The sequence below is a fragment of the Salmonella sp. 32010601201800023SM genome, from assembly GCF_017572235.1.
Taxonomy (GTDB): domain Bacteria; phylum Pseudomonadota; class Gammaproteobacteria; order Enterobacterales; family Enterobacteriaceae; genus Salmonella; species Salmonella enterica.
This window is the reverse complement of the sequence record NZ_JAGEQS010000009.1, coordinates 133109-151067: the sequence shown is the minus strand read 5'-3', so window position 1 is coordinate 151067 and position 17959 is coordinate 133109. Positions and strand designations below refer to the sequence as shown.

Sequence of the window (17959 nt, the reverse complement as noted above, 5' to 3'; positions counted from 1 at the left end):
CCTGACCCCATGCCGAACTCAGAAGTGAAACGCCGTAGCGCCGATGGTAGTGTGGGGTCTCCCCATGCGAGAGTAGGGAACTGCCAGGCATCAAATAAAACGAAGGGCCCTGTCGGAAGACAGGGCCCTTTGTTTTATCTGTGGTCTGTCGGTGAGCACTCTCCTGAGGAGGAGAAATCCGCCGGGAGCGGATTTGAACGTTGCGCAGCAACGGCCCGGAGGGGGGCGGGCAGGACGCCCGCCATAAACTGCCAGGCATCAATTTAGTGAAGAAGCCCATCCGTCAGGATGGGCTTTTTTGCGTGTGCGGTAACTGTAAAAATGTAGGCGCTGATAAGCGCAGCGCCATCAGGCAACCGGCACCGCCGGATGGCGGCTCCGCCTTATTCGGCCTACAAGGAACGTGCTTTCTCTAACCATCGCAAAATGAAGGCAGAAATCTGCGATACATCATTAAGATCCAAAACGGGTACCGCTACGGCAAGTGGAATATCACTGGCAACTGCAATAACATGCTCATCAAGAATTAATTCTTCCTCGCTGTGCCCACATCCCTGACGAAAAAGTAAGATCTTCGCAACTGCCTCGTGTTTAAACCCTTCTACCAGCACCATATCTAGCTTTGATGCATCCATCCGGCTCACCAGCCATGCCAGATCCAACTCTTCTTGCCCCGGCGTTTCAGTCATTAACGCCCAGCGCTGCTGACTGGCAACCAGCGTCTGTGCCGCCCCGGCTTTACGTAATTCGTAGCTATCTTTACCCGGTTTATCAACATCCATATCATGATGGGTATGCTTAATCAGCCCTGGCCGAATACCGTGCGCACAAAGTGCTGGGATCAGTTTTTTCAGCAGTGTTGTTTTTCCCGTGCCGCTCCACGCGGCAATGGCGAGTAGCGGTATCATGGTCTCTTTTGCCATTGCGCGAGTTCCTCCGGCGTGTTGACGTTCACAAATGCCTCTTTACAATCGCTGAAATCAACGGCGTGTCCGCCTACCTGGCGCATAAAAATCATTACCCGCCGCTCGCCTGCTTGCAAATAAGCTGTCAACTGGGGCTCAACGGCACGATTAATCAACGCGATCGTTGGATGATCGCGCTCTCCATCATGAACCCAAACCACGGGTGCACCATGACGCTGCGCTGCTAAACGATCGACCAGGTTGTGGGGGATACAGGGATTGTCACAGGGACAAAACAGAAACCAGTCGCCTGCTACCTGCTGAAAAACGGAAAGCATACCCGCCAGCGGACCGGGAAAGTCAGCAATTGAATCCGGAATGACTTTCAGGCCGCTGGCCTGGTAGATATCCAGATGGCGATTAGCACTAATGACGACCGTAGCAAGTTGTGGCGCGAGCGCGTCGGCAACGTGTCGCCAGAGCGGTTTCCCGCCCAGCTCAAGCAGACCTTTATCCGCACCTCCCATCCGCCGGGCTTTACCGCCTGCCAGCACCACGCCGGTTATTACTTCATCCAGATTCACCGATATCGCCTCTTTTATTGTGGGATTGACCCTGCTACCGTGTCTGTATCAAGAATAAGGAGCACAGCTATGAAATGTAAACGCCTGAATGAAGTCATTGAACTCCTCCAGCCAGCCTGGCAGAAAGAGCCTGATCTTAATCTGACGCAATTTTTGCAGAAACTGGCGAAAGAGTCAGGTTTTGACGGCAAACTGGAAGATTTAACTGATGATATCCTGATCTACCATCTGAAAATGCGCGATTCCGCCAAAGACGCCGCCATTCCAGGGATTCAAAAAGACTATGAAGAGGACTTTAAAACGGCGCTTTTACGCGCCCGCGGCGTTATTAAAGAGTAAAACCTTGTAAGCGGCGCCACCGAAATCGCCACGAAATGATATCCTGAATCATTCGTAGTATTTTCCGGATGATGGGATGAACGACAACGCTTTTACTTTCCAGACGCTACACCCGGAAACCATCATGGATGCGCTGTTTGAACAGGGGATCAGGGTGGATTCCGGGCTGACTCCACTAAACAGTTATGAAAACCGCGTCTATCAGTTTCAGGATGAAGACCGTCGACGTTTTGTCGTTAAGTTTTATCGTCCTGAGCGCTGGTCTGTTGATCAAATTCGGGAAGAACACCAATTTGCGCTTGAACTGGTGAAGGATGAGGTTCCGGTTGCCGCTCCGCTCGCGTTTAATGGCCAGACGCTGTTAGCGCATCAGGGCTATCATTATGCCATTTTCCCCAGCGTAGGCGGTCGTCAGTTTGAAGCAGATAATATCGATCAGATGGAGGCGGTAGGGCGTTATCTTGGTCGATTGCATCAGACGGGGCGAAAACGTCCTTTCACTTTCCGGCCTGACATTGGGCTTGCAGAGTATCTTTTTGAACCTCGCCAGGTATTCGAAGATGCCGCACTGATTCCCTCCGGGCAAAAAGCGGCTTTCCTGAAAGCCACTGATACTCTACTGTCTGCAGTTACCGAATGCTGGCGCACCGATTTCGCCACGCTGCGATTGCACGGCGATTGTCATGCCGGCAACATTCTATGGCGTGATGGACCGCTGTTTGTCGATTTAGATGATGCCCGTAACGGCCCGGCGATACAGGATTTATGGATGCTGCTGAACGGCGACAAAGCCGAACAGCGAATGCAGCTTGAAACCATTATTGAAGCTTATGAAGAAATTAGTGAGTTCGATACGGCTGAAATTGGTCTCATTGAACCTTTACGCGCCATGCGTTTAGTTTATTATCTTGCCTGGTTGATTCGTCGTTGGGGCGATCCTGCGTTTCCAAAAAACTTTCCCTGGTTAACAGGGGAAGATTACTGGCAGCGACAGACAACGACTTTTATTGAGCAGACTAAAATTTTGCACGAACCCCCTTTACAATTAACGCCAATGTATTAATCGGAGAGAGTTGATCATGAAAAAGATTTGGCTGGCGCTGGCTGGTATGGTTTTAGCTTTTAGCGCCTCGGCAGCACAGATCAGCGACGGTAAACAGTATATCACGCTGGATAAACCGGTCGCTGGCGAACCCCAGGTACTGGAGTTTTTCTCCTTCTACTGCCCACATTGTTATCAGTTTGAAGAAGTGCTTCATGTGTCTGACAATGTGAAGAAAAAGCTGCCGGAAGGCACCAAAATGACCAAGTACCACGTTGAGTTCCTGGGGCCGTTGGGCAAGGAGCTCACCCAGGCATGGGCGGTGGCGATGGCGTTGGGTGTAGAAGATAAAGTCACGGTCCCGCTGTTTGAAGCCGTACAGAAAACCCAGACAGTACAATCTGCCGCGGATATCCGTAAAGTGTTCGTTGATGCGGGCGTCAAGGGCGAAGATTACGATGCGGCCTGGAACAGCTTCGTGGTGAAATCACTGGTTGCGCAACAGGAGAAAGCCGCGGCTGACCTGCAACTGCAGGGCGTTCCGGCGATGTTCGTCAATGGCAAATACCAGATTAACCCACAAGGTATGGATACCAGCAGCATGGATGTTTTTGTTCAGCAGTATGCTGATACCGTGAAATATTTGGTTGATAAAAAATAAAAAGAACGCCGGTCACTGACCGGCGTTTTTATAAGATGTTTTAATCTCTTCTATCTGTATATCTTTCTTATCCCACAGCGTATTAAGCCAACGTTGAAAACGGCGTTTGAATGTTTTGTCGTTCACGTAATCGCCGTGCAGTTCTTCATTTATGGGTTCCAGTTGCACCCGAACAACAATATGCGTCAGCCTACCGCTTAGCATATCGTAGAAGGGGTGACGATCGTTGTTTGGGTAACACAACGTAATATTAAGCAGCTTATCGAACTGTGAGCCTAAAACATTAATCGCCATTGCAATACCGGCTGCTTTTGGCGGCAACAGATGTTGATAAGGTGAATGCGTTTGCTGACGTTTCTCATGCGTAAATCGCGAGCCTTCAACAAAGTTAACGATAGTGGTGGGATACCGACGAAACTTTTCGCAAGAGCGACGAGTTGTTTCAACATCTTTGCCGCGTCGATCGGGGTGTCGGAGCAGGTAGCTACGGGAGTAGCGCTTCATAAACGGCATATCTAATGCCCAGCACGCCAGGCCGATGAACGGCACCCAGGCCAATTGCTGTTTAAGAAAGTACTTATTCATTGGGATATGCTTGCGGAACAGAACGCAAAGCACAACGATATCGGCCCAGCTGCGATGATTACAAATCAGTAAATACCAATTTTTCTTGCTCAGCCCTTCTAACCCTTCTACATCCCATTGCAAGTGCGGATTAAGGCGTAACAGCGCTGCAAGACCAGCACACCAGCAATACATCATGAAATTGCAGAAAATGGAGACCTTGCGCCAGATACAGGGAACAGGCAAAAGGAGCTTTACCATACCGGCAACGATGATCGGTACTGAGCAAACAATAGTGACCAGGATGGTCAATACGATACTTAATGGGAGCGTGATAGCCGCGAGTATTCTCGTCATAATAAATTATTCAAAAGTTAGCCATAAACGGTGCGCGAAAAGGGCGCAAGGGGCTGATTCTATCAGAAAACGATGCTAATGATGGCGCTGAGTGAAATAGAAACACTCGTAACAACTATCCACATTATGATAACGGCATGAATCAGATAATCAGAAAAACGTGATGTTAACAACTCATTGAAAATAATGGGTAATTATTAAGACGAGAAGGCTATCGCGCTGATTTTAAAGTAATGGTAAGAATTTACACACAAAGTTATCCACAGGTTATTTTGCGAGCGATCCTGAAGATCGACAAAACTTTTCCGCAAATGCGGCGAAAAACTCAAGTTTTCCTCCTGTATGTGGCATCCTTTAACCATAATCTGTTAAACAGGCACGGACATTATGGTTCAGATCCCAGAAAACCCACTTATTCTCGTAGATGGCTCATCCTATCTCTATCGCGCCTATCATGCGTTTCCGCCGTTAACCAACAGCGCGGGAGAACCTACGGGCGCAATGTATGGTGTCCTCAACATGTTGCGCAGCCTGATCATGCAGTATCAGCCGACGCATGCTGCGGTGGTGTTTGACGCCAAAGGAAAAACCTTCCGTGATGAGCTCTTTGAACATTACAAATCGCATCGTCCTCCGATGCCGGATGATCTTCGTGCGCAAATAGAGCCGTTACATGCCATGGTTAAAGCCATGGGGTTACCTCTGCTGGCGGTCTCTGGCGTAGAAGCGGATGACGTTATCGGTACACTGGCGCGGGAAGCGGAGAAGGTGGGGCGTCCGGTATTAATCAGCACCGGCGATAAAGATATGGCACAGTTGGTGACGCCGAATATTACGCTGATCAACACCATGACTAACACCATCCTCGGCCCGGATGAAGTCGTTAATAAGTACGGTGTGCCGCCTGAGCTGATTATCGACTTTCTGGCGCTGATGGGGGACTCCTCGGATAATATTCCGGGCGTACCAGGCGTGGGTGAGAAGACGGCGCAAGCCTTGCTTCAGGGATTGGGCGGCCTGGATACGCTGTACGCCGAGCCGGAAAAAATTGCCGGTCTCACTTTCCGCGGCGCCAAAACGATGGCCGCTAAATTAGCGCAGAATAAAGACGTAGCGTACCTGTCTTATAAACTCGCCACCATTAAAACGGATGTTGAGCTGGAGCTGACCTGCGAACAGCTTGAAGTGCAGCAGCCGATTGCGGATGAACTGCTGGGCCTGTTTAAAAAATATGAGTTCAAGCGCTGGACGGCGGACGTCGAGTCAGGCAAGTGGCTACAGGCAAAGGGCGCGAAACCGGCGGCCAAACCGCAGGAAACGGTCGTTATTGATGAATCGCCCAGCGAACCGGCAGCGGCGCTCTCTTATGAAAATTATGTCACTATTCTGGACGACGTTACGCTGGAAAGCTGGATTGAAAAGCTGAAAAAAGCGCCAGTTTTTGCTTTCGACACGGAGACCGACAGCCTGGATAATATCGCCGCCAACCTGGTGGGCCTCTCGTTTGCCATCGAACCTGGCGTTGCCGCGTATGTACCTGTCGCACATGATTATCTGGACGCTCCGGATCAAATCTCCCGCCAGCGTGCTCTGGAACTGCTGAAGCCGCTGCTGGAAGATGAAAAAGTGCGCAAAGTGGGGCAAAACCTCAAGTACGATCGCGGCGTCTTGCAAAATTACGGTATTGAGCTGCGCGGTATCGCCTTTGATACCATGCTTGAGTCTTACATTCTGAACAGCGTCGCCGGACGCCATGATATGGACAGCTTGTCCGATCGTTGGCTGAAGCACAAAACTATCACCTTTGAAGACATTGCCGGTAAAGGTAAAAACCAGCTCACCTTTAACCAGATCGCACTGGAGGAAGCGGGGCGCTATGCGGCAGAAGATGCGGATGTCACGTTACAGTTGCATCTCAAAATGTGGCCTGAGCTCCAGCAGCACAAAGGCCCGCTGAATGTTTTCGAAAACATCGAAATGCCGCTGGTGCCGGTACTGTCACGCGTTGAGCGCAATGGCGTAAAAATCGATCCTGCCGTCCTGCACAAACATTCGGAAGAAATCACGCTACGTCTGGCGGAACTGGAAAAGAAAGCGCATGACATTGCGGGCGAGGCGTTCAACCTGTCCTCGACGAAGCAGTTGCAGACCATCCTGTTTGAAAAGCAGGGTATTAAGCCGCTGAAGAAAACGCCTGGCGGCGCGCCGTCAACGTCGGAAGAGGTGCTGGAAGAGCTGGCGCTGGACTATCCGCTGCCGAAAGTGATTCTGGAGTATCGTGGTCTGGCGAAGCTAAAATCCACCTATACCGATAAGCTGCCGCTGATGATTAACCCGAAAACCGGGCGCGTCCATACGTCCTATCATCAGGCGGTAACGGCGACGGGACGTTTATCGTCCACCGATCCGAACCTGCAAAATATTCCGGTGCGCAATGAAGAAGGCCGCCGCATTCGTCAGGCATTTATTGCGCCTGAGGATTATCTCATCGTGTCTGCGGACTATTCACAGATTGAGCTGCGTATTATGGCGCATCTTTCCCGTGATAAAGGACTGCTCACGGCGTTCGCCGAAGGGAAGGATATTCACCGCGCAACGGCGGCGGAAGTCTTTGGCTTGCCGCTGGATAGCGTGACCGGGGAACAGCGCCGAAGTGCGAAAGCCATTAACTTTGGCCTGATTTACGGGATGAGCGCCTTCGGTCTTTCTCGCCAGCTTAATATTCCGCGTAAAGAGGCGCAGAAGTATATGGATCTCTACTTCGAACGCTACCCTGGCGTGCTGGAATATATGGAGCGCACCCGCGCTCAGGCAAAAGAACAAGGCTATGTGGAAACGCTGGAGGGACGCCGCCTTTACCTGCCGGATATTAAATCCAGCAACGCGGCGCGGCGCGCGGGGGCGGAACGCGCGGCGATCAATGCTCCCATGCAAGGAACGGCTGCCGATATCATCAAGCGCGCCATGATTGCCGTCGATGCCTGGCTACAGGCCGAGCAGCCACGCGTGCGGATGATTATGCAGGTACACGATGAATTAGTGTTCGAGGTGCATAAAGACGACTTAGATGCGGTAGCAAAACGTATCCATCAGTTGATGGAAAACTGCACGCGTATTGATGTGCCGTTGCTGGTGGAAGTCGGTAGCGGAGAAAATTGGGATCAAGCGCACTAAGCATTTAAGGAATAACGCGCTTTTTTCGTAATTAAGCAACATAAGCACGGGGGTTTTGTGATGGGTATTAGAATTCCCTATGTAAAGAATGAAAAAAAATTACGAAAAGGTCTTTCTGTGTTGCTCAAAAAAGAGTAAAGTTATTCACGTAGGGTACAGAGGTAAGATGTTCTATCTTTCAGACCTTTTACTTCACGTAATCGGATTTGGCTGAATATTTTAGCCGCCCCAGTCAGTTTATGACTGGGGCGTTTTTTATTGTGCGCAAGAAAAGTTTCGCTCACACCGTAGGCCGGATAAGACGCGCAGCGGCGCCATCCGGCATAGCGGGTGATTATTCCCCGTCCTGAATCTCTTCGACCGGTGCCAGTTCACTAAACCAGCTATCCAGCTTCTGACGTAACTTATCCACGCCCTGCTTTTTCAGCGAGGAAAACGCTTCTACCTGCACATCGCCATTAAAAGCCAGCACGGCTTCACGTACCATATTCAACTGCGCCTTGCGCGCGCCGCTGGCCAGTTTGTCCGCTTTGGTCAGCAGAACCAGAACCTGGATATTGCTCTCTACAGCCCACTGGATCATCTGTTGGTCGAGGTCTTTCAACGGATGGCGGATATCCATTAAAACGACTAAGCCCTGTAGGCTTTGACGTTTCTCCAGATATTCCCCCAGCGCGCGTTGCCACTTGCGTTTCATCTCTTCCGGGACTTCCGCATAGCCATAGCCCGGCAGGTCGACCAACCGTTTGCCCTCTACGACTTCAAACAGGTTAATCAATTGGGTACGGCCCGGCGTTTTAGAGGTGCGCGCCAGGCTTTTTTGGTTGGTCAACGTGTTCAGGGCGCTGGATTTGCCTGCATTGGAACGGCCAGCAAAAGCCACTTCAATTCCGCAATCGGAAGGTAAATGGCGAATATCAGGCGCACTCATCACAAAATGCGTCTGTTGATAATTCAGGTTAGTCAAAGCGGTCGTCTCCGTCAGTCAAAGCATTGTGGCGATTATACCTGAACGCCAGCAAAAGACGGATTTTTCGGCGCATCGGTGCTGTAAGTAAAAGCCATACGCTTTGTGAGACATTGTCCATTGCACTTATGCGACATGACAGAGTCGTTGTCAGGCTCAAAGCCAGTTAATATAGTTAAATCATGAATTTATAGAAAGGTAGTTGTCTGAAAAAAAGGGATTTGCCGTGTCGGTATCTTGTGAGTTTACCCCAAAAGAGTAAAGTAATGCACATAGCGAGGACGCTAACAGGATCAACGACTCAGGATGAGGGTCAGGAGCGCCAGGAGGCGAAGACACAGGATTGTCAGGAAGACAAACGTCCGGAGACGTTAGTAAAAGGAAATGGAAACAACATGGAATGTTCCAGGCTAAGGGAAAAACAGGGCGTGTTGATAGCCAACAGGGATGGTGGAACCCGTTAAGGGTCGTGAGTCAAGAAAAAAGGCGGCAGATTACTCTGTCGCCTTTTTTCTTTGCTTGCTTTCTGCTAGATTCCGCCTCAATTCTATACTGAATAAAACGGCTTAAAGATCTGACATCATGAAAAAACCAACCTCTGCACCGCGCAGTAAAGCCTTTGGCAAACAGCGTCGTAAAACGCGTGAAGAGTTAAACCAGGAGGCGCGCGACCGTAAACGCCTGAAAAAACATCGCGGTCATGCGCCGGGAAGTCGCGCGGCGGGCGGCAATTCCGCTTCGGGCGGCGGCAATCAGAATCAACAAAAAGATCCACGTATTGGCAGTAAAACACCTGTTCCATTGGGCGTGACTGAAAAAGTGACCCAACAGCATAAACCGAAAAGTGAGAAACCTATGCTTTCACCGCAGGCGGAGTTGGATTTACTGGAAACGGATGAGCGCCTGGATGCGCTGTTAGAACGTCTGGAAGCGGGCGAAACCCTGAGTGCGGAAGATCAAGCCTGGGTAGATGCCAAACTGGATCGTATTGATGAACTGATGCAGAAGCTTGGTCTGTCTTACGATGATGACGACGAAGCCGACGAAGAGGACGAGAAGCAGGAAGATATGATGCGCCTGCTAAGAGGCGGCAACTAACGGGTTTACACCGTGGGCTTGCCCGTCCTGCTTATAACCCTTCCGGTTATATGTTATCTGGTGTGGTTATTCGTTAAACTACAGCGATTGTCGCGGCGACAGAAATGGCTGCGCAGCCGGCTTGCCGCCCGTCATGGCGTGAAGCCGGTACGCCGTACCCGCCAGAGACGCCATCGGAAGGAGTGAGCATGTCTGAACAGCAAATAGACTGGGATCTGGCCCTGATCCAGAAATATAATTATTCCGGGCCACGATATACCTCGTACCCAACCGCGCTGGAGTTTTCTGAAGACTTCGAGGACGCCGCATTCTTGCAGGCTGTGGCGCGTTATCCTGAACGTCCGCTCTCGCTGTATGTGCATATCCCGTTTTGTCACAAGTTGTGTTATTTCTGCGGCTGCAACAAGATTGTCACCCGCCAACAGCATAAAGCTGACCAGTATCTTGACGCGCTTGAGCAGGAAATTCGTCATCGCGCGCCGCTGTTTGCAGACCGTCATGTCAGCCAGCTTCACTGGGGCGGCGGTACGCCTACCTACCTGAATAAAGCGCAAATCAGCCGCTTAATGACGCTGTTGCGTGAAAATTTCCACTTTAATACCGACGCGGAAATCTCGATCGAAGTCGATCCCCGTGAAATTGAGCTGGATGTGCTCGATCATTTACGTGCGGAAGGTTTTAACCGCCTGAGTATGGGCGTGCAGGACTTTAATAAAGAGGTGCAGCGCCTGGTTAACCGCGAGCAGGATGAAGAATTCATCTTTGCGCTGCTTAATCACGCCCGCGATATCGGCTTTACCTCGACCAATATCGATTTGATCTACGGTCTACCGAAACAGACGCCAGAAAGCTTCGCTTTCACGCTGAAGCGTGTGACGGAACTGAACCCCGATCGTTTGAGCGTCTTTAACTATGCGCATCTGCCAACGCTTTTTGCCGCCCAGCGTAAAATTAAAGATGCCGATTTACCCAGTGCGCAGCAGAAACTGGATATTTTGCAGGAGACCATCGTATCGCTTACTCAGGCCGGTTATCAGTTTATCGGGATGGACCATTTTGCCCGTCCGGACGACGAACTGGCCGTCGCGCAGCGCGAAGGCGTGCTGCACCGTAATTTTCAGGGCTATACGACCCAGGGCGATACCGATCTGCTGGGGATGGGGGTTTCTGCTATCAGCATGATTGGCGATGGCTACATGCAGAACCAGAAAGAGCTGAAGCGTTATTACCAGCAAGTGGATGAGCGGGGCAATGCGCTATGGCGTGGTATTACGCTGACCCGTGATGATTGCATTCGTCGCGATGTTATCAAGGCGCTGATTTGTAACTTCCGCCTGGATTTTAACGCTGTCGAACAGCAGTGGGGTTTGCATTTCGCTGAGTATTTTGCCGAAGATTTGCAGTTACTGTCGCCGCTGGCGAAAGATGGGCTGGTGGATATTAGCGAGAAGGGAATTCAGGTGACGGCGAAAGGTCGTTTGCTGATCCGCAATATCTGCATGTGCTTTGACGCGTATCTGCGCCAGAAAGCGCGGATGCAGCAGTTCTCGCGCGTCATTTAGCCGGGTTGCCCGGTGGCGCTGCGCTTACCAGGCCTACACGTTGCGACAACCTGTAGGCCGGATAAGCATTAGCGCCATCCGGCACATTGTCAGCTGAACAGTCCCACCAGCGCGGCACACAACACGGCGGCTAGCGCAGTTTGTGGCGTGTGGCTGTCGACCGCTCCACTCGATACCAGATTAATAATAGATTCTAACATAATGAATCCCCCCGTTTGCCGGGCATGATCATACTGAACTCATCGGAACAGTAAAGCGCAAAATAGCAGCGTTTTGCGCTCAATTATTAATCTTTACACTCGCGGGTAATGTTTACTCCATTCCCAGCTCTTTCAACTTCCGCGTTAGGGTGTTTCGCCCCCAACCGAGCAGCCTGGCGGCTTCCTGTTTATGACCCTGCGTATGGCGTAACGCCGTGGTCAGTAGCGTTCTCTCCAGTTCTGGCTGCGCTTCAGAAAGCAGGTTTTGATGACCGGATCGCAAGGCGCGGTCCGCCCATTGCGCCAGTAATGTCGCCCAGCTATCCGGCGGCAGGTGGGACGGGCTATCCGGCGCCGAGGCTTCAAACAGTTCGCCCGGTAAATCCTGGATCAACACCTCCTGTCCGGCGGCCATGACGGTGAGCCAGCGGCAGGTATTTTCTAACTGACGCACGTTACCAGGCCATGCCAGGCGCGTTAACGCCGTTTCGGTTTCCGGATGTAATAATTTGGCTTCCACACCTAATTCACGGGCGGCGACCTGCAAAAAATGGCGCGCCAGGCGCGGAATATCCTCACGGCGCTCGCGCAACGGCGGAAGATGGATACGAATCACGTTCAGGCGGTGGAACAGGTCTTCGCGGAATTTCCCTTCCTGAACGCGTCGTTCGAGGTTCTGGTGGGTGGCGGCGATAATGCGCACATCCACTTTTACCGGCGCGTACCCGCCCACGCGGTAGAACTGTCCGTCAGCCAGCACGCGTAACAGACGAGTCTGGACATCCAGCGGCATATCGCCAATTTCGTCCAGAAACAGCGTGCCGCCGTCAGCCTGCTCGAAACGGCCCTGCCGGATGGTATTCGCCCCGGTAAAAGCGCCTTTCTCATGGCCAAACAGTTCGGATTCAATCAAATCTTTCGGGATGGCCGCCATATTGAGCGCGATAAACGGCGCTTTGGCGCGTGGGCTATGGCGGTGAAGCGCATGGGCGACCAGTTCTTTACCGGTCCCTGATTCGCCGTTAATCAGCACGCTAATCGAAGAACGCGACAGCCGACCAATAATGCGAAACACATCCTGCATGGCGGGCGCTTCGCCTATCATGTCTGTTGTCGGGCCGTTAACCTCGATATTACGCGGCTGCTGCTGCTCCTGATAGTGGCTAATCGCGCGCTCGACCAGAGCGACGGCTTCATCAATATCAAACGGTTTAGGCAGATAATCAAACGCCCCCTGCTGATAGGCGCTCACGGCGGCATCTAAATCGGAATGCGCGGTCATAATGATGACCGGAAGCATCGGGTGACGCTGTTTAATCTGCTTTAATAGCGCCAGCCCGTCCATTCCCGGCATTCGGATATCCGACAGCAAGACGTCCGGCGTTTTACTGGCCAGCGCAGCCAGTACTTCATTACCATTCTCAAAGGTGGTACAGGTCAACCCTGCCCCGGCGAGAGCACGTTCAAGCACCCAACGGATGGAACTATCATCATCGACGACCCAGACTATTCCTCGTTGCATAAACACCTCTATTTCCGAATCGGCAGGTAAACCGAAAACTCGGTATGCCCCGGCCAACTGGTAAATTCAATTTTGCCGGCGTGTTGATCGATAAGATTGCGGGCGATAGATAACCCAAGCCCGGTGCCGCCTTCGCGACCGCTGACCATCGGGTAGAACAGCGTATCCTGTAAATGGGGAGGAATGCCCGGCCCATTGTCTTCAACGTCTATACGCGCCGCCAGGCGATAGCGTTCGCCATGCAGCGTTAACTGGAAGGCGGTACGGGTACGCAGCGTAATTTCGCCGCCTTCCGGCCCCAGCGCCTGCAAGGCATTGCGGACAATATTCAGCAGTACTTGCTCAATTTGTTCCGGGTCGTGCGGCAGTTCTGGCAGACTGGGGTCGTAATCGCGGATAAGCCGGACATTATCCGGCAGTTCCATCGACACCAGCGCCACCACGCGCTCCGCGACTTTATGTATGCTCTCGGTAATGTGCATTCCCGGGTGCTGCGGCCCCAGTAAACGATCGACAAGGTTGCGTAGCCTGTCGGCCTGTTCAATGATGACTTTGGTATATTCCGTTAGCGCCGGGTCGGGCAGCGCCTTGCTGAGTAGCTGCGCCGCGCCGCGCAGGCCGCCGAGCGGATTTTTGATTTCGTGCGCCAGACCGCGCACCAGATCGCGGGCGGCGATTTGCTGCGCGTGCTGCAACTGCTCCTGACTCAGACGACGCTGGTTATCCATCGGCGCCATTTCGAGCAGTATAAAATCGTCGGGCAGACGTTGGGCGGTCAAAGAGAGAATGTGCGAGCGACTATCAATCACCAGCGTCACTTCGTTATCGGTAAAGCCTTGCCCTGCCGCTAAACTTTCGCGCATCAGGTCAATGTTTAACGAAAAATAGCTCAACAGTTCAGGTAACGGCGTCCCGAACAGTTTGCGTGAGCTTTGCGCGAGCAACTGCTGCGCGGCAGGATTGGCGTAATGGATTGCCAGCGCGTCGTCGACCACCAGCACGCTGTTGATTAACGAATTGAGGATCTGCCCAGCATCGGGCTGTATGCCGCTTGCCATTCAGCAGTCTCCTGGAAAAGGTTGCACCATTTTAGTGCATTATAGCTTTTTACTACTAAAAAGCGCGTGAGATCAGATTGTTGGTGGAGAAAAAAGCCCATCCTGGGATGGGCTGAAAGTTTCCACGGCAACTCAAAAACTCCTGACGCCTTTCACGCTGCTGCTGCGTTGGCTGCCTTCGCTTACCCCAGTCACATCGCTATCTATGCTCCTGGGGATGTGCTCAGTTGCCGCCTTGCAGCAACGCGAAATTCGTCGGATTTTTAATATACGATTAAACGCTGTAGTACAGCTCAAACTCTACCGGGTGCGGGGTCATACGCACGCGGTCATCTTCTTCGCGACGCAGCGCAATATACGCATCGATCGCTTCATCCGTGAACACGCCGCCTGCTTTCAGGAACTCGCGGTCCAGGTCCAGCGCGTTCAGCGCTTCTTCCAGAGAACCCGCTACCTGTGGGATCTCTTTCGCTTCTTCCGGCGGCAGGTCATACAGGTTTTTGTCCATGGCTTCGCCCGGGTGAATCTTATTCTTAATCCCGTCCAGACCGGCCATCAGCAGGGCGGCAAAGCACAGATACGGGTTAGCCGCCGGGTCCGGGAAGCGAACTTCGATACGGCGCGCTTTCGGAGACGCCACCACCGGAATACGGATGGAGGCGGAACGGTTACGGGCGGAGTAGGCCAGCATCACCGGCGCTTCGTAACCCGGGACCAGACGCTTGTAGGAGTTGGTGGTCGGGTTCGCCAGGGCGTTGATGGCTTTGGCGTGTTTGATGACGCCGCCGATGTAGTACAGCGCTTGTTCAGACAGGCCGGCATATTTGTCGCCAGAGAACAGGTTGGTGCCGTTCTTCGCCAGCGACATGTGGCAGTGCATACCGGAACCGTTATCGCCGAACATCGGTTTTGGCATAAAGGTCGCGGTCTTACCGAAGCGGTGAGCCACGTTATGCACGACATATTTGTAAATCTGAATTTCGTCGGCTTTTTTGGTCATGGTGTTAAAGCGGGTCGCCACTTCGTTCTGACCTGCGGTCGCTACTTCGTGATGGTGCGCTTCAACGACCAGGCCCATCTGCTCCATGACCAGACACATTTCAGAACGGATATCCTGCGCGGAGTCAACTGGCGGAACCGGGAAATAACCGCCTTTCACGCCCGGACGATGGCCTTTGTTGCCGCCTTCGTACTTGGTAGAGGAGTTCCAGGCGCCTTCAATATCGTCAATCGCAACATGTGAGCCGGAGATAGATGCGCCGAAGCGGATGTCGTCGAACAGGAAGAATTCAGGTTCCGGCCCAAACAGGACGGTATCGGCGATACCGGTCGCGCGCAGGTAGTCTTCCGCACGTTTTGCGATGGAACGTGGGTCACGGTCATAACCTTGCAGAGTGCCAGGCTCCAGGATGTCGCAACGGATAATCAGGGTAGAGTCCGCGAAGAACGGGTCAATCACTGCGGTGGATGCGTCTGGCATCAGCACCATGTCGGATTCGTTAATGCCTTTCCAGCCGCCGATAGAGGAGCCGTCAAACATTTTGCCTTCTTCAAAGAATTCGGCATTTACCTGATGAGCAGGAATCGTGACGTGCTGTTCTTTGCCTTTGGTATCGGTGAAGCGCAGATCGACAAACTTCACTTCGTGCTCGTTCAGCATCGTCAAAACGTGTTCAGCGGACATACTTGTACTCTCCCGGATTGGTCATGGTCGGTCGTCGTGGTAACGAGATCTTCAATTCTGCTGGCCGTGTCGCCGTAAAAATATAAAGCGAAATCTGTGCCAACTTTCACATTGCCCCCAAAAGGCGTTATCATGCGCACCATCGTGCAAAAGGGCTGCACCACGGTGACTATGTTGCACCAAAATAGTGCTTCAATGTGAACATTAAGCACCACATTGGTGCAATAGAACGCAAGCCACCCTTTTAACGCTCCGTGAAAGCGATCACAAAGAGACTCTGCAATACTTGTTTGCGGAGGATGTTTGTGATCCTGTTTTGTAGTGCGATTAATCCGTGTACAATAACGCGCTATTTCTAATGCCTGAGGCAAAGTTGTGATCGAAAATTTGCGTAACATCGCCATCATCGCGCACGTTGACCATGGTAAAACTACCCTGGTTGATAAGCTGCTCCAGCAATCCGGTACGTTCGACGCGCGTGCCGAAACTCAAGAGCGAGTGATGGACTCCAACGATTTGGAGAAAGAGCGTGGTATTACTATCCTCGCTAAAAACACCGCTATTAAATGGAATGATTACCGTATCAACATCGTTGATACTCCCGGGCACGCTGACTTCGGTGGTGAAGTAGAGCGCGTCATGTCCATGGTTGACTCTGTGCTGCTGGTGGTTGACGCATTTGACGGCCCGATGCCGCAAACGCGCTTCGTGACCAAAAAAGCCTTTGCTCATGGCCTGAAACCCATTGTGGTTATCAACAAAGTTGACCGTCCTGGCGCGCGCCCTGACTGGGTTGTTGACCAGGTATTCGACCTGTTTGTTAACCTCGACGCGACCGACGAACAGCTGGACTTCCCGATCATCTACGCTTCGGCGCTGAACGGTATCGCGGGTCTGGACCACGAAGATATGGCGGAAGACATGACCCCGCTATATCAGGCGATTGTTGATCATGTTCCGGCGCCGGACGTTGACCTCGATGGTCCGTTGCAGATGCAGATCTCCCAGCTGGACTACAACAACTATGTTGGCGTTATCGGCATTGGCCGTATCAAACGCGGCAAAGTGAAGCCGAACCAGCAGGTCACTATCATCGATAGTGAAGGGAAAACCCGTAACGCGAAAGTAGGTAAAGTGCTGACGCATCTGGGTCTGGAGCGTATCGACAGCGATATCGCCGAAGCGGGCGATATTATTGCGATCACCGGTCTGGGCGAGCTGAACATTTCCGACACCATCTGCGACCCGCAGAACGTTGAAGCGCTGCCGGCGCTGTCCGTTGATGAGCCGACCGTGTCTATGTTCTTCTGCGTTAACACCTCGCCGTTCTGCGGTAAAGAAGGTAAGTTTGTGACTTCTCGTCAGATTCTTGACCGTCTGAACAAAGAGCTGGTGCATAACGTGGCGCTGCGCGTTGAAGAAACCGAAGATGCGGATGCGTTCCGTGTATCCGGTCGTGGCGAACTGCACCTGTCCGTGCTGATTGAAAATATGCGTCGTGAAGGTTTCGAACTGGCGGTTTCCCGTCCGAAAGTTATCTTCCGTGAAATCGACGGTCGTAAACAAGAGCCGTACGAAAACGTGACGCTGGACGTCGAAGAGCAGCACCAGGGGTCTGTCATGCAGGCGCTGGGCGAGCGTAAAGGCGACCTGAAAAACATGAATCCGGACGGTAAAGGCCGCGTACGTCTCGACTACGTGATCCCAAGCCGTGGGCTGATTGGTTTCCGTTCAGAATTCATGACCATGACTTCCGGTACGGGTCTGCTGTACTCCACCTTCAGCCATTACGACGATATTCGTCCGGGTGAAGTGGGTCAGCGTCAGAACGGCGTACTGATCTCTAACGGTCAGGGTAAAGCGGTGGCGTTTGCGCTGTTCGGTTTGCAGGATCGCGGTAAGCTGTTCCTGGGTCACGGCGCGGAAGTTTATGAAGGCCAGATTATTGGTATTCACAGTCGCTCCAACGACCTGACGGTAAACTGCCTGACCGGTAAGAAACTGACCAACATGCGTGCGTCTGGTACGGATGAAGCGGTGATTCTGGTTCCGCCAATTAAAATGAGCCTTGAGCAAGCGCTGGAGTTCATTGATGACGACGAACTGGTAGAAGTCACCCCGACCTCTATCCGTATCCGTAAACGTCACCTGACGGAAAACGATCGCCGCCGTGCGAACCGTGGTCAGAAAGAAGAGTAATTAACGCTCTTACGGATAAAAACCCTGCCGAAATGAAAGCTCG

At 52.2% G+C, this 17959-nt stretch carries 16 protein-coding genes and 1 rRNA gene; 9 read left to right on the top strand and 8 right to left on the bottom strand.

Annotated features, from left to right (window positions below):
- Window positions 1–89, top strand: a 5S ribosomal RNA gene (rrf, locus tag J4617_RS21485); the annotation flags it as partial.
- 303 nt (window positions 90–392) lie between these two features.
- Here rrf and mobB read toward each other — a convergent pair.
- Together mobB and mobA are read right to left on the bottom strand one after the other, a co-directional pair.
- The gene (gene mobB / locus J4617_RS21480; protein ID WP_010989085.1) at window positions 393–908 is read right to left on the bottom strand and encodes a molybdopterin-guanine dinucleotide biosynthesis protein MobB; all 516 of its coding nucleotides are present in this window, start codon (window positions 906–908) and stop codon (window positions 393–395) included.
- The gene (mobA, locus tag J4617_RS21475) at window positions 905–1489 is read right to left on the bottom strand and encodes a molybdenum cofactor guanylyltransferase MobA (protein ID WP_001046887.1); all 585 of its coding nucleotides are present in this window, start codon (window positions 1487–1489) and stop codon (window positions 905–907) included. Before mobA ends, mobB begins: the two co-directional genes overlap by 4 nt.
- 69 nt (window positions 1490–1558) lie before the next feature.
- Here mobA and J4617_RS21470 point away from each other — a divergent pair, with 69 nt between their 5' ends.
- The 3 genes from J4617_RS21470 (at window position 1559) to dsbA (ending at window position 3531) form a co-directional block, all read left to right on the top strand.
- On the top strand, window positions 1559–1828 hold the full coding sequence (locus tag J4617_RS21470; RefSeq protein ID WP_000649858.1) for a YihD family protein: 270 nt from the start codon (window positions 1559–1561) through the stop codon (window positions 1826–1828).
- A gap of 76 nt (window positions 1829–1904) precedes the next feature.
- Window positions 1905–2891 carry a serine/threonine protein kinase gene (locus J4617_RS21465; RefSeq protein ID WP_000999261.1) on the top strand — a complete coding sequence of 329 codons (987 nt, stop codon included), beginning with the start codon at window positions 1905–1907 and terminating at the stop codon, window positions 2889–2891.
- Between the two features lie 16 nt (window positions 2892–2907).
- Window positions 2908–3531, top strand: a complete 624-nt coding sequence (gene dsbA, locus J4617_RS21460) for a thiol:disulfide interchange protein DsbA (RefSeq protein WP_000725364.1) — start codon at window positions 2908–2910, stop codon at window positions 3529–3531.
- A 12-nt stretch (window positions 3532–3543) separates the two neighbouring features.
- Here the strand turns inward: dsbA and J4617_RS21455 are convergent, their stop codons facing one another.
- Window positions 3544–4452, bottom strand: a complete 909-nt coding sequence (locus J4617_RS21455; protein WP_017465958.1) for an acyltransferase — start codon at window positions 4450–4452, stop codon at window positions 3544–3546.
- A gap of 387 nt (window positions 4453–4839) precedes the next feature.
- Here J4617_RS21455 and polA point away from each other — a divergent pair, with 387 nt between their 5' ends.
- Window positions 4840–7626, top strand: a complete 2787-nt coding sequence (gene polA / locus J4617_RS21450) for a DNA polymerase I (protein WP_000249960.1) — start codon at window positions 4840–4842, stop codon at window positions 7624–7626.
- A 334-nt stretch (window positions 7627–7960) separates the two neighbouring features.
- Here the strand turns inward: polA and yihA are convergent, their stop codons facing one another.
- Window positions 7961–8593: a ribosome biogenesis GTP-binding protein YihA/YsxC gene (gene yihA, locus J4617_RS21445; RefSeq protein ID WP_000183331.1), complete on the bottom strand. Its 633-nt coding sequence runs from the start codon at window positions 8591–8593 to the stop codon at window positions 7961–7963.
- Between the two features lie 239 nt (window positions 8594–8832).
- Here yihA and J4617_RS21440 point away from each other — a divergent pair, with 239 nt between their 5' ends.
- The 3 genes from J4617_RS21440 (at window position 8833) to hemN (ending at window position 11253) form a co-directional block, all read left to right on the top strand.
- The gene (locus J4617_RS21440) at window positions 8833–9057 is read left to right on the top strand and encodes a hypothetical protein (protein WP_001541209.1); all 225 of its coding nucleotides are present in this window, start codon (window positions 8833–8835) and stop codon (window positions 9055–9057) included.
- Window positions 9058–9175: 118 nt separating this feature from the next.
- Window positions 9176–9691 carry a Der GTPase-activating protein YihI gene (gene yihI / locus J4617_RS21435; protein ID WP_001661595.1) on the top strand — a complete coding sequence of 172 codons (516 nt, stop codon included), beginning with the start codon at window positions 9176–9178 and terminating at the stop codon, window positions 9689–9691.
- A 188-nt stretch (window positions 9692–9879) separates the two neighbouring features.
- Window positions 9880–11253, top strand: a complete 1374-nt coding sequence (hemN, locus tag J4617_RS21430; protein WP_000003520.1) for an oxygen-independent coproporphyrinogen III oxidase — start codon at window positions 9880–9882, stop codon at window positions 11251–11253.
- A gap of 89 nt (window positions 11254–11342) precedes the next feature.
- Here the strand turns inward: hemN and J4617_RS21425 are convergent, their stop codons facing one another.
- The 4 genes from J4617_RS21425 to glnA form a co-directional block, all read right to left on the bottom strand.
- Window positions 11343–11453 carry a YshB family small membrane protein gene (locus tag J4617_RS21425; protein WP_001578131.1) on the bottom strand — a complete coding sequence of 37 codons (111 nt, stop codon included), beginning with the start codon at window positions 11451–11453 and terminating at the stop codon, window positions 11343–11345.
- Between the two features lie 112 nt (window positions 11454–11565).
- Window positions 11566–12975: a nitrogen regulation protein NR(I) gene (gene glnG, locus J4617_RS21420; RefSeq protein ID WP_001188782.1), complete on the bottom strand. Its 1410-nt coding sequence runs from the start codon at window positions 12973–12975 to the stop codon at window positions 11566–11568.
- Window positions 12976–12983: 8 nt separating this feature from the next.
- Window positions 12984–14033, bottom strand: a complete 1050-nt coding sequence (glnL, locus tag J4617_RS21415; protein ID WP_000146194.1) for a nitrogen regulation protein NR(II) — start codon at window positions 14031–14033, stop codon at window positions 12984–12986.
- A 274-nt stretch (window positions 14034–14307) separates the two neighbouring features.
- Window positions 14308–15717 (bottom strand): glutamate--ammonia ligase, encoded by a 1410-nt coding sequence (gene glnA, locus J4617_RS21410; RefSeq protein ID WP_001271699.1) that lies wholly within the window; start codon window positions 15715–15717, stop codon window positions 14308–14310.
- 375 nt (window positions 15718–16092) lie between these two features.
- On the opposite strand from glnA, the gene typA reads away from it, so the two are divergent.
- Complete coding sequence (typA, locus tag J4617_RS21405) at window positions 16093–17916, top strand: ribosome-dependent GTPase TypA (protein WP_000572064.1); 1824 nt, start codon at window positions 16093–16095, stop codon at window positions 17914–17916.
- Window positions 17917–17959: the final 43 nt, after the last annotated feature.

Coding starts and splice junctions, on each gene's coding strand:
- J4617_RS21470 (WP_000649858.1), top strand. CDS start 1,559: ATGAAATGTAAACGCCTGAATGAAGTCATTGAACTCCTCCAGCCAGCC.
- mobB (WP_010989085.1), bottom strand. CDS start 908: ATGATACCGCTACTCGCCATTGCCGCGTGGAGCGGCACGGGAAAAACA.
- polA (WP_000249960.1), top strand. CDS start 4,840: ATGGTTCAGATCCCAGAAAACCCACTTATTCTCGTAGATGGCTCATCC.
- yihI (WP_001661595.1), top strand. CDS start 9,176: ATGAAAAAACCAACCTCTGCACCGCGCAGTAAAGCCTTTGGCAAACAG.
- hemN (WP_000003520.1), top strand. CDS start 9,880: ATGTCTGAACAGCAAATAGACTGGGATCTGGCCCTGATCCAGAAATAT.
- J4617_RS21465 (WP_000999261.1), top strand. CDS start 1,905: ATGAACGACAACGCTTTTACTTTCCAGACGCTACACCCGGAAACCATC.
- dsbA (WP_000725364.1), top strand. CDS start 2,908: ATGAAAAAGATTTGGCTGGCGCTGGCTGGTATGGTTTTAGCTTTTAGC.
- J4617_RS21425 (WP_001578131.1), bottom strand. CDS start 11,453: ATGTTAGAATCTATTATTAATCTGGTATCGAGTGGAGCGGTCGACAGC.
- J4617_RS21455 (WP_017465958.1), bottom strand. CDS start 4,452: ATGACGAGAATACTCGCGGCTATCACGCTCCCATTAAGTATCGTATTG.
- glnG (WP_001188782.1), bottom strand. CDS start 12,975: ATGCAACGAGGAATAGTCTGGGTCGTCGATGATGATAGTTCCATCCGT.
- glnL (WP_000146194.1), bottom strand. CDS start 14,033: ATGGCAAGCGGCATACAGCCCGATGCTGGGCAGATCCTCAATTCGTTA.
- glnA (WP_001271699.1), bottom strand. CDS start 15,717: ATGTCCGCTGAACACGTTTTGACGATGCTGAACGAGCACGAAGTGAAG.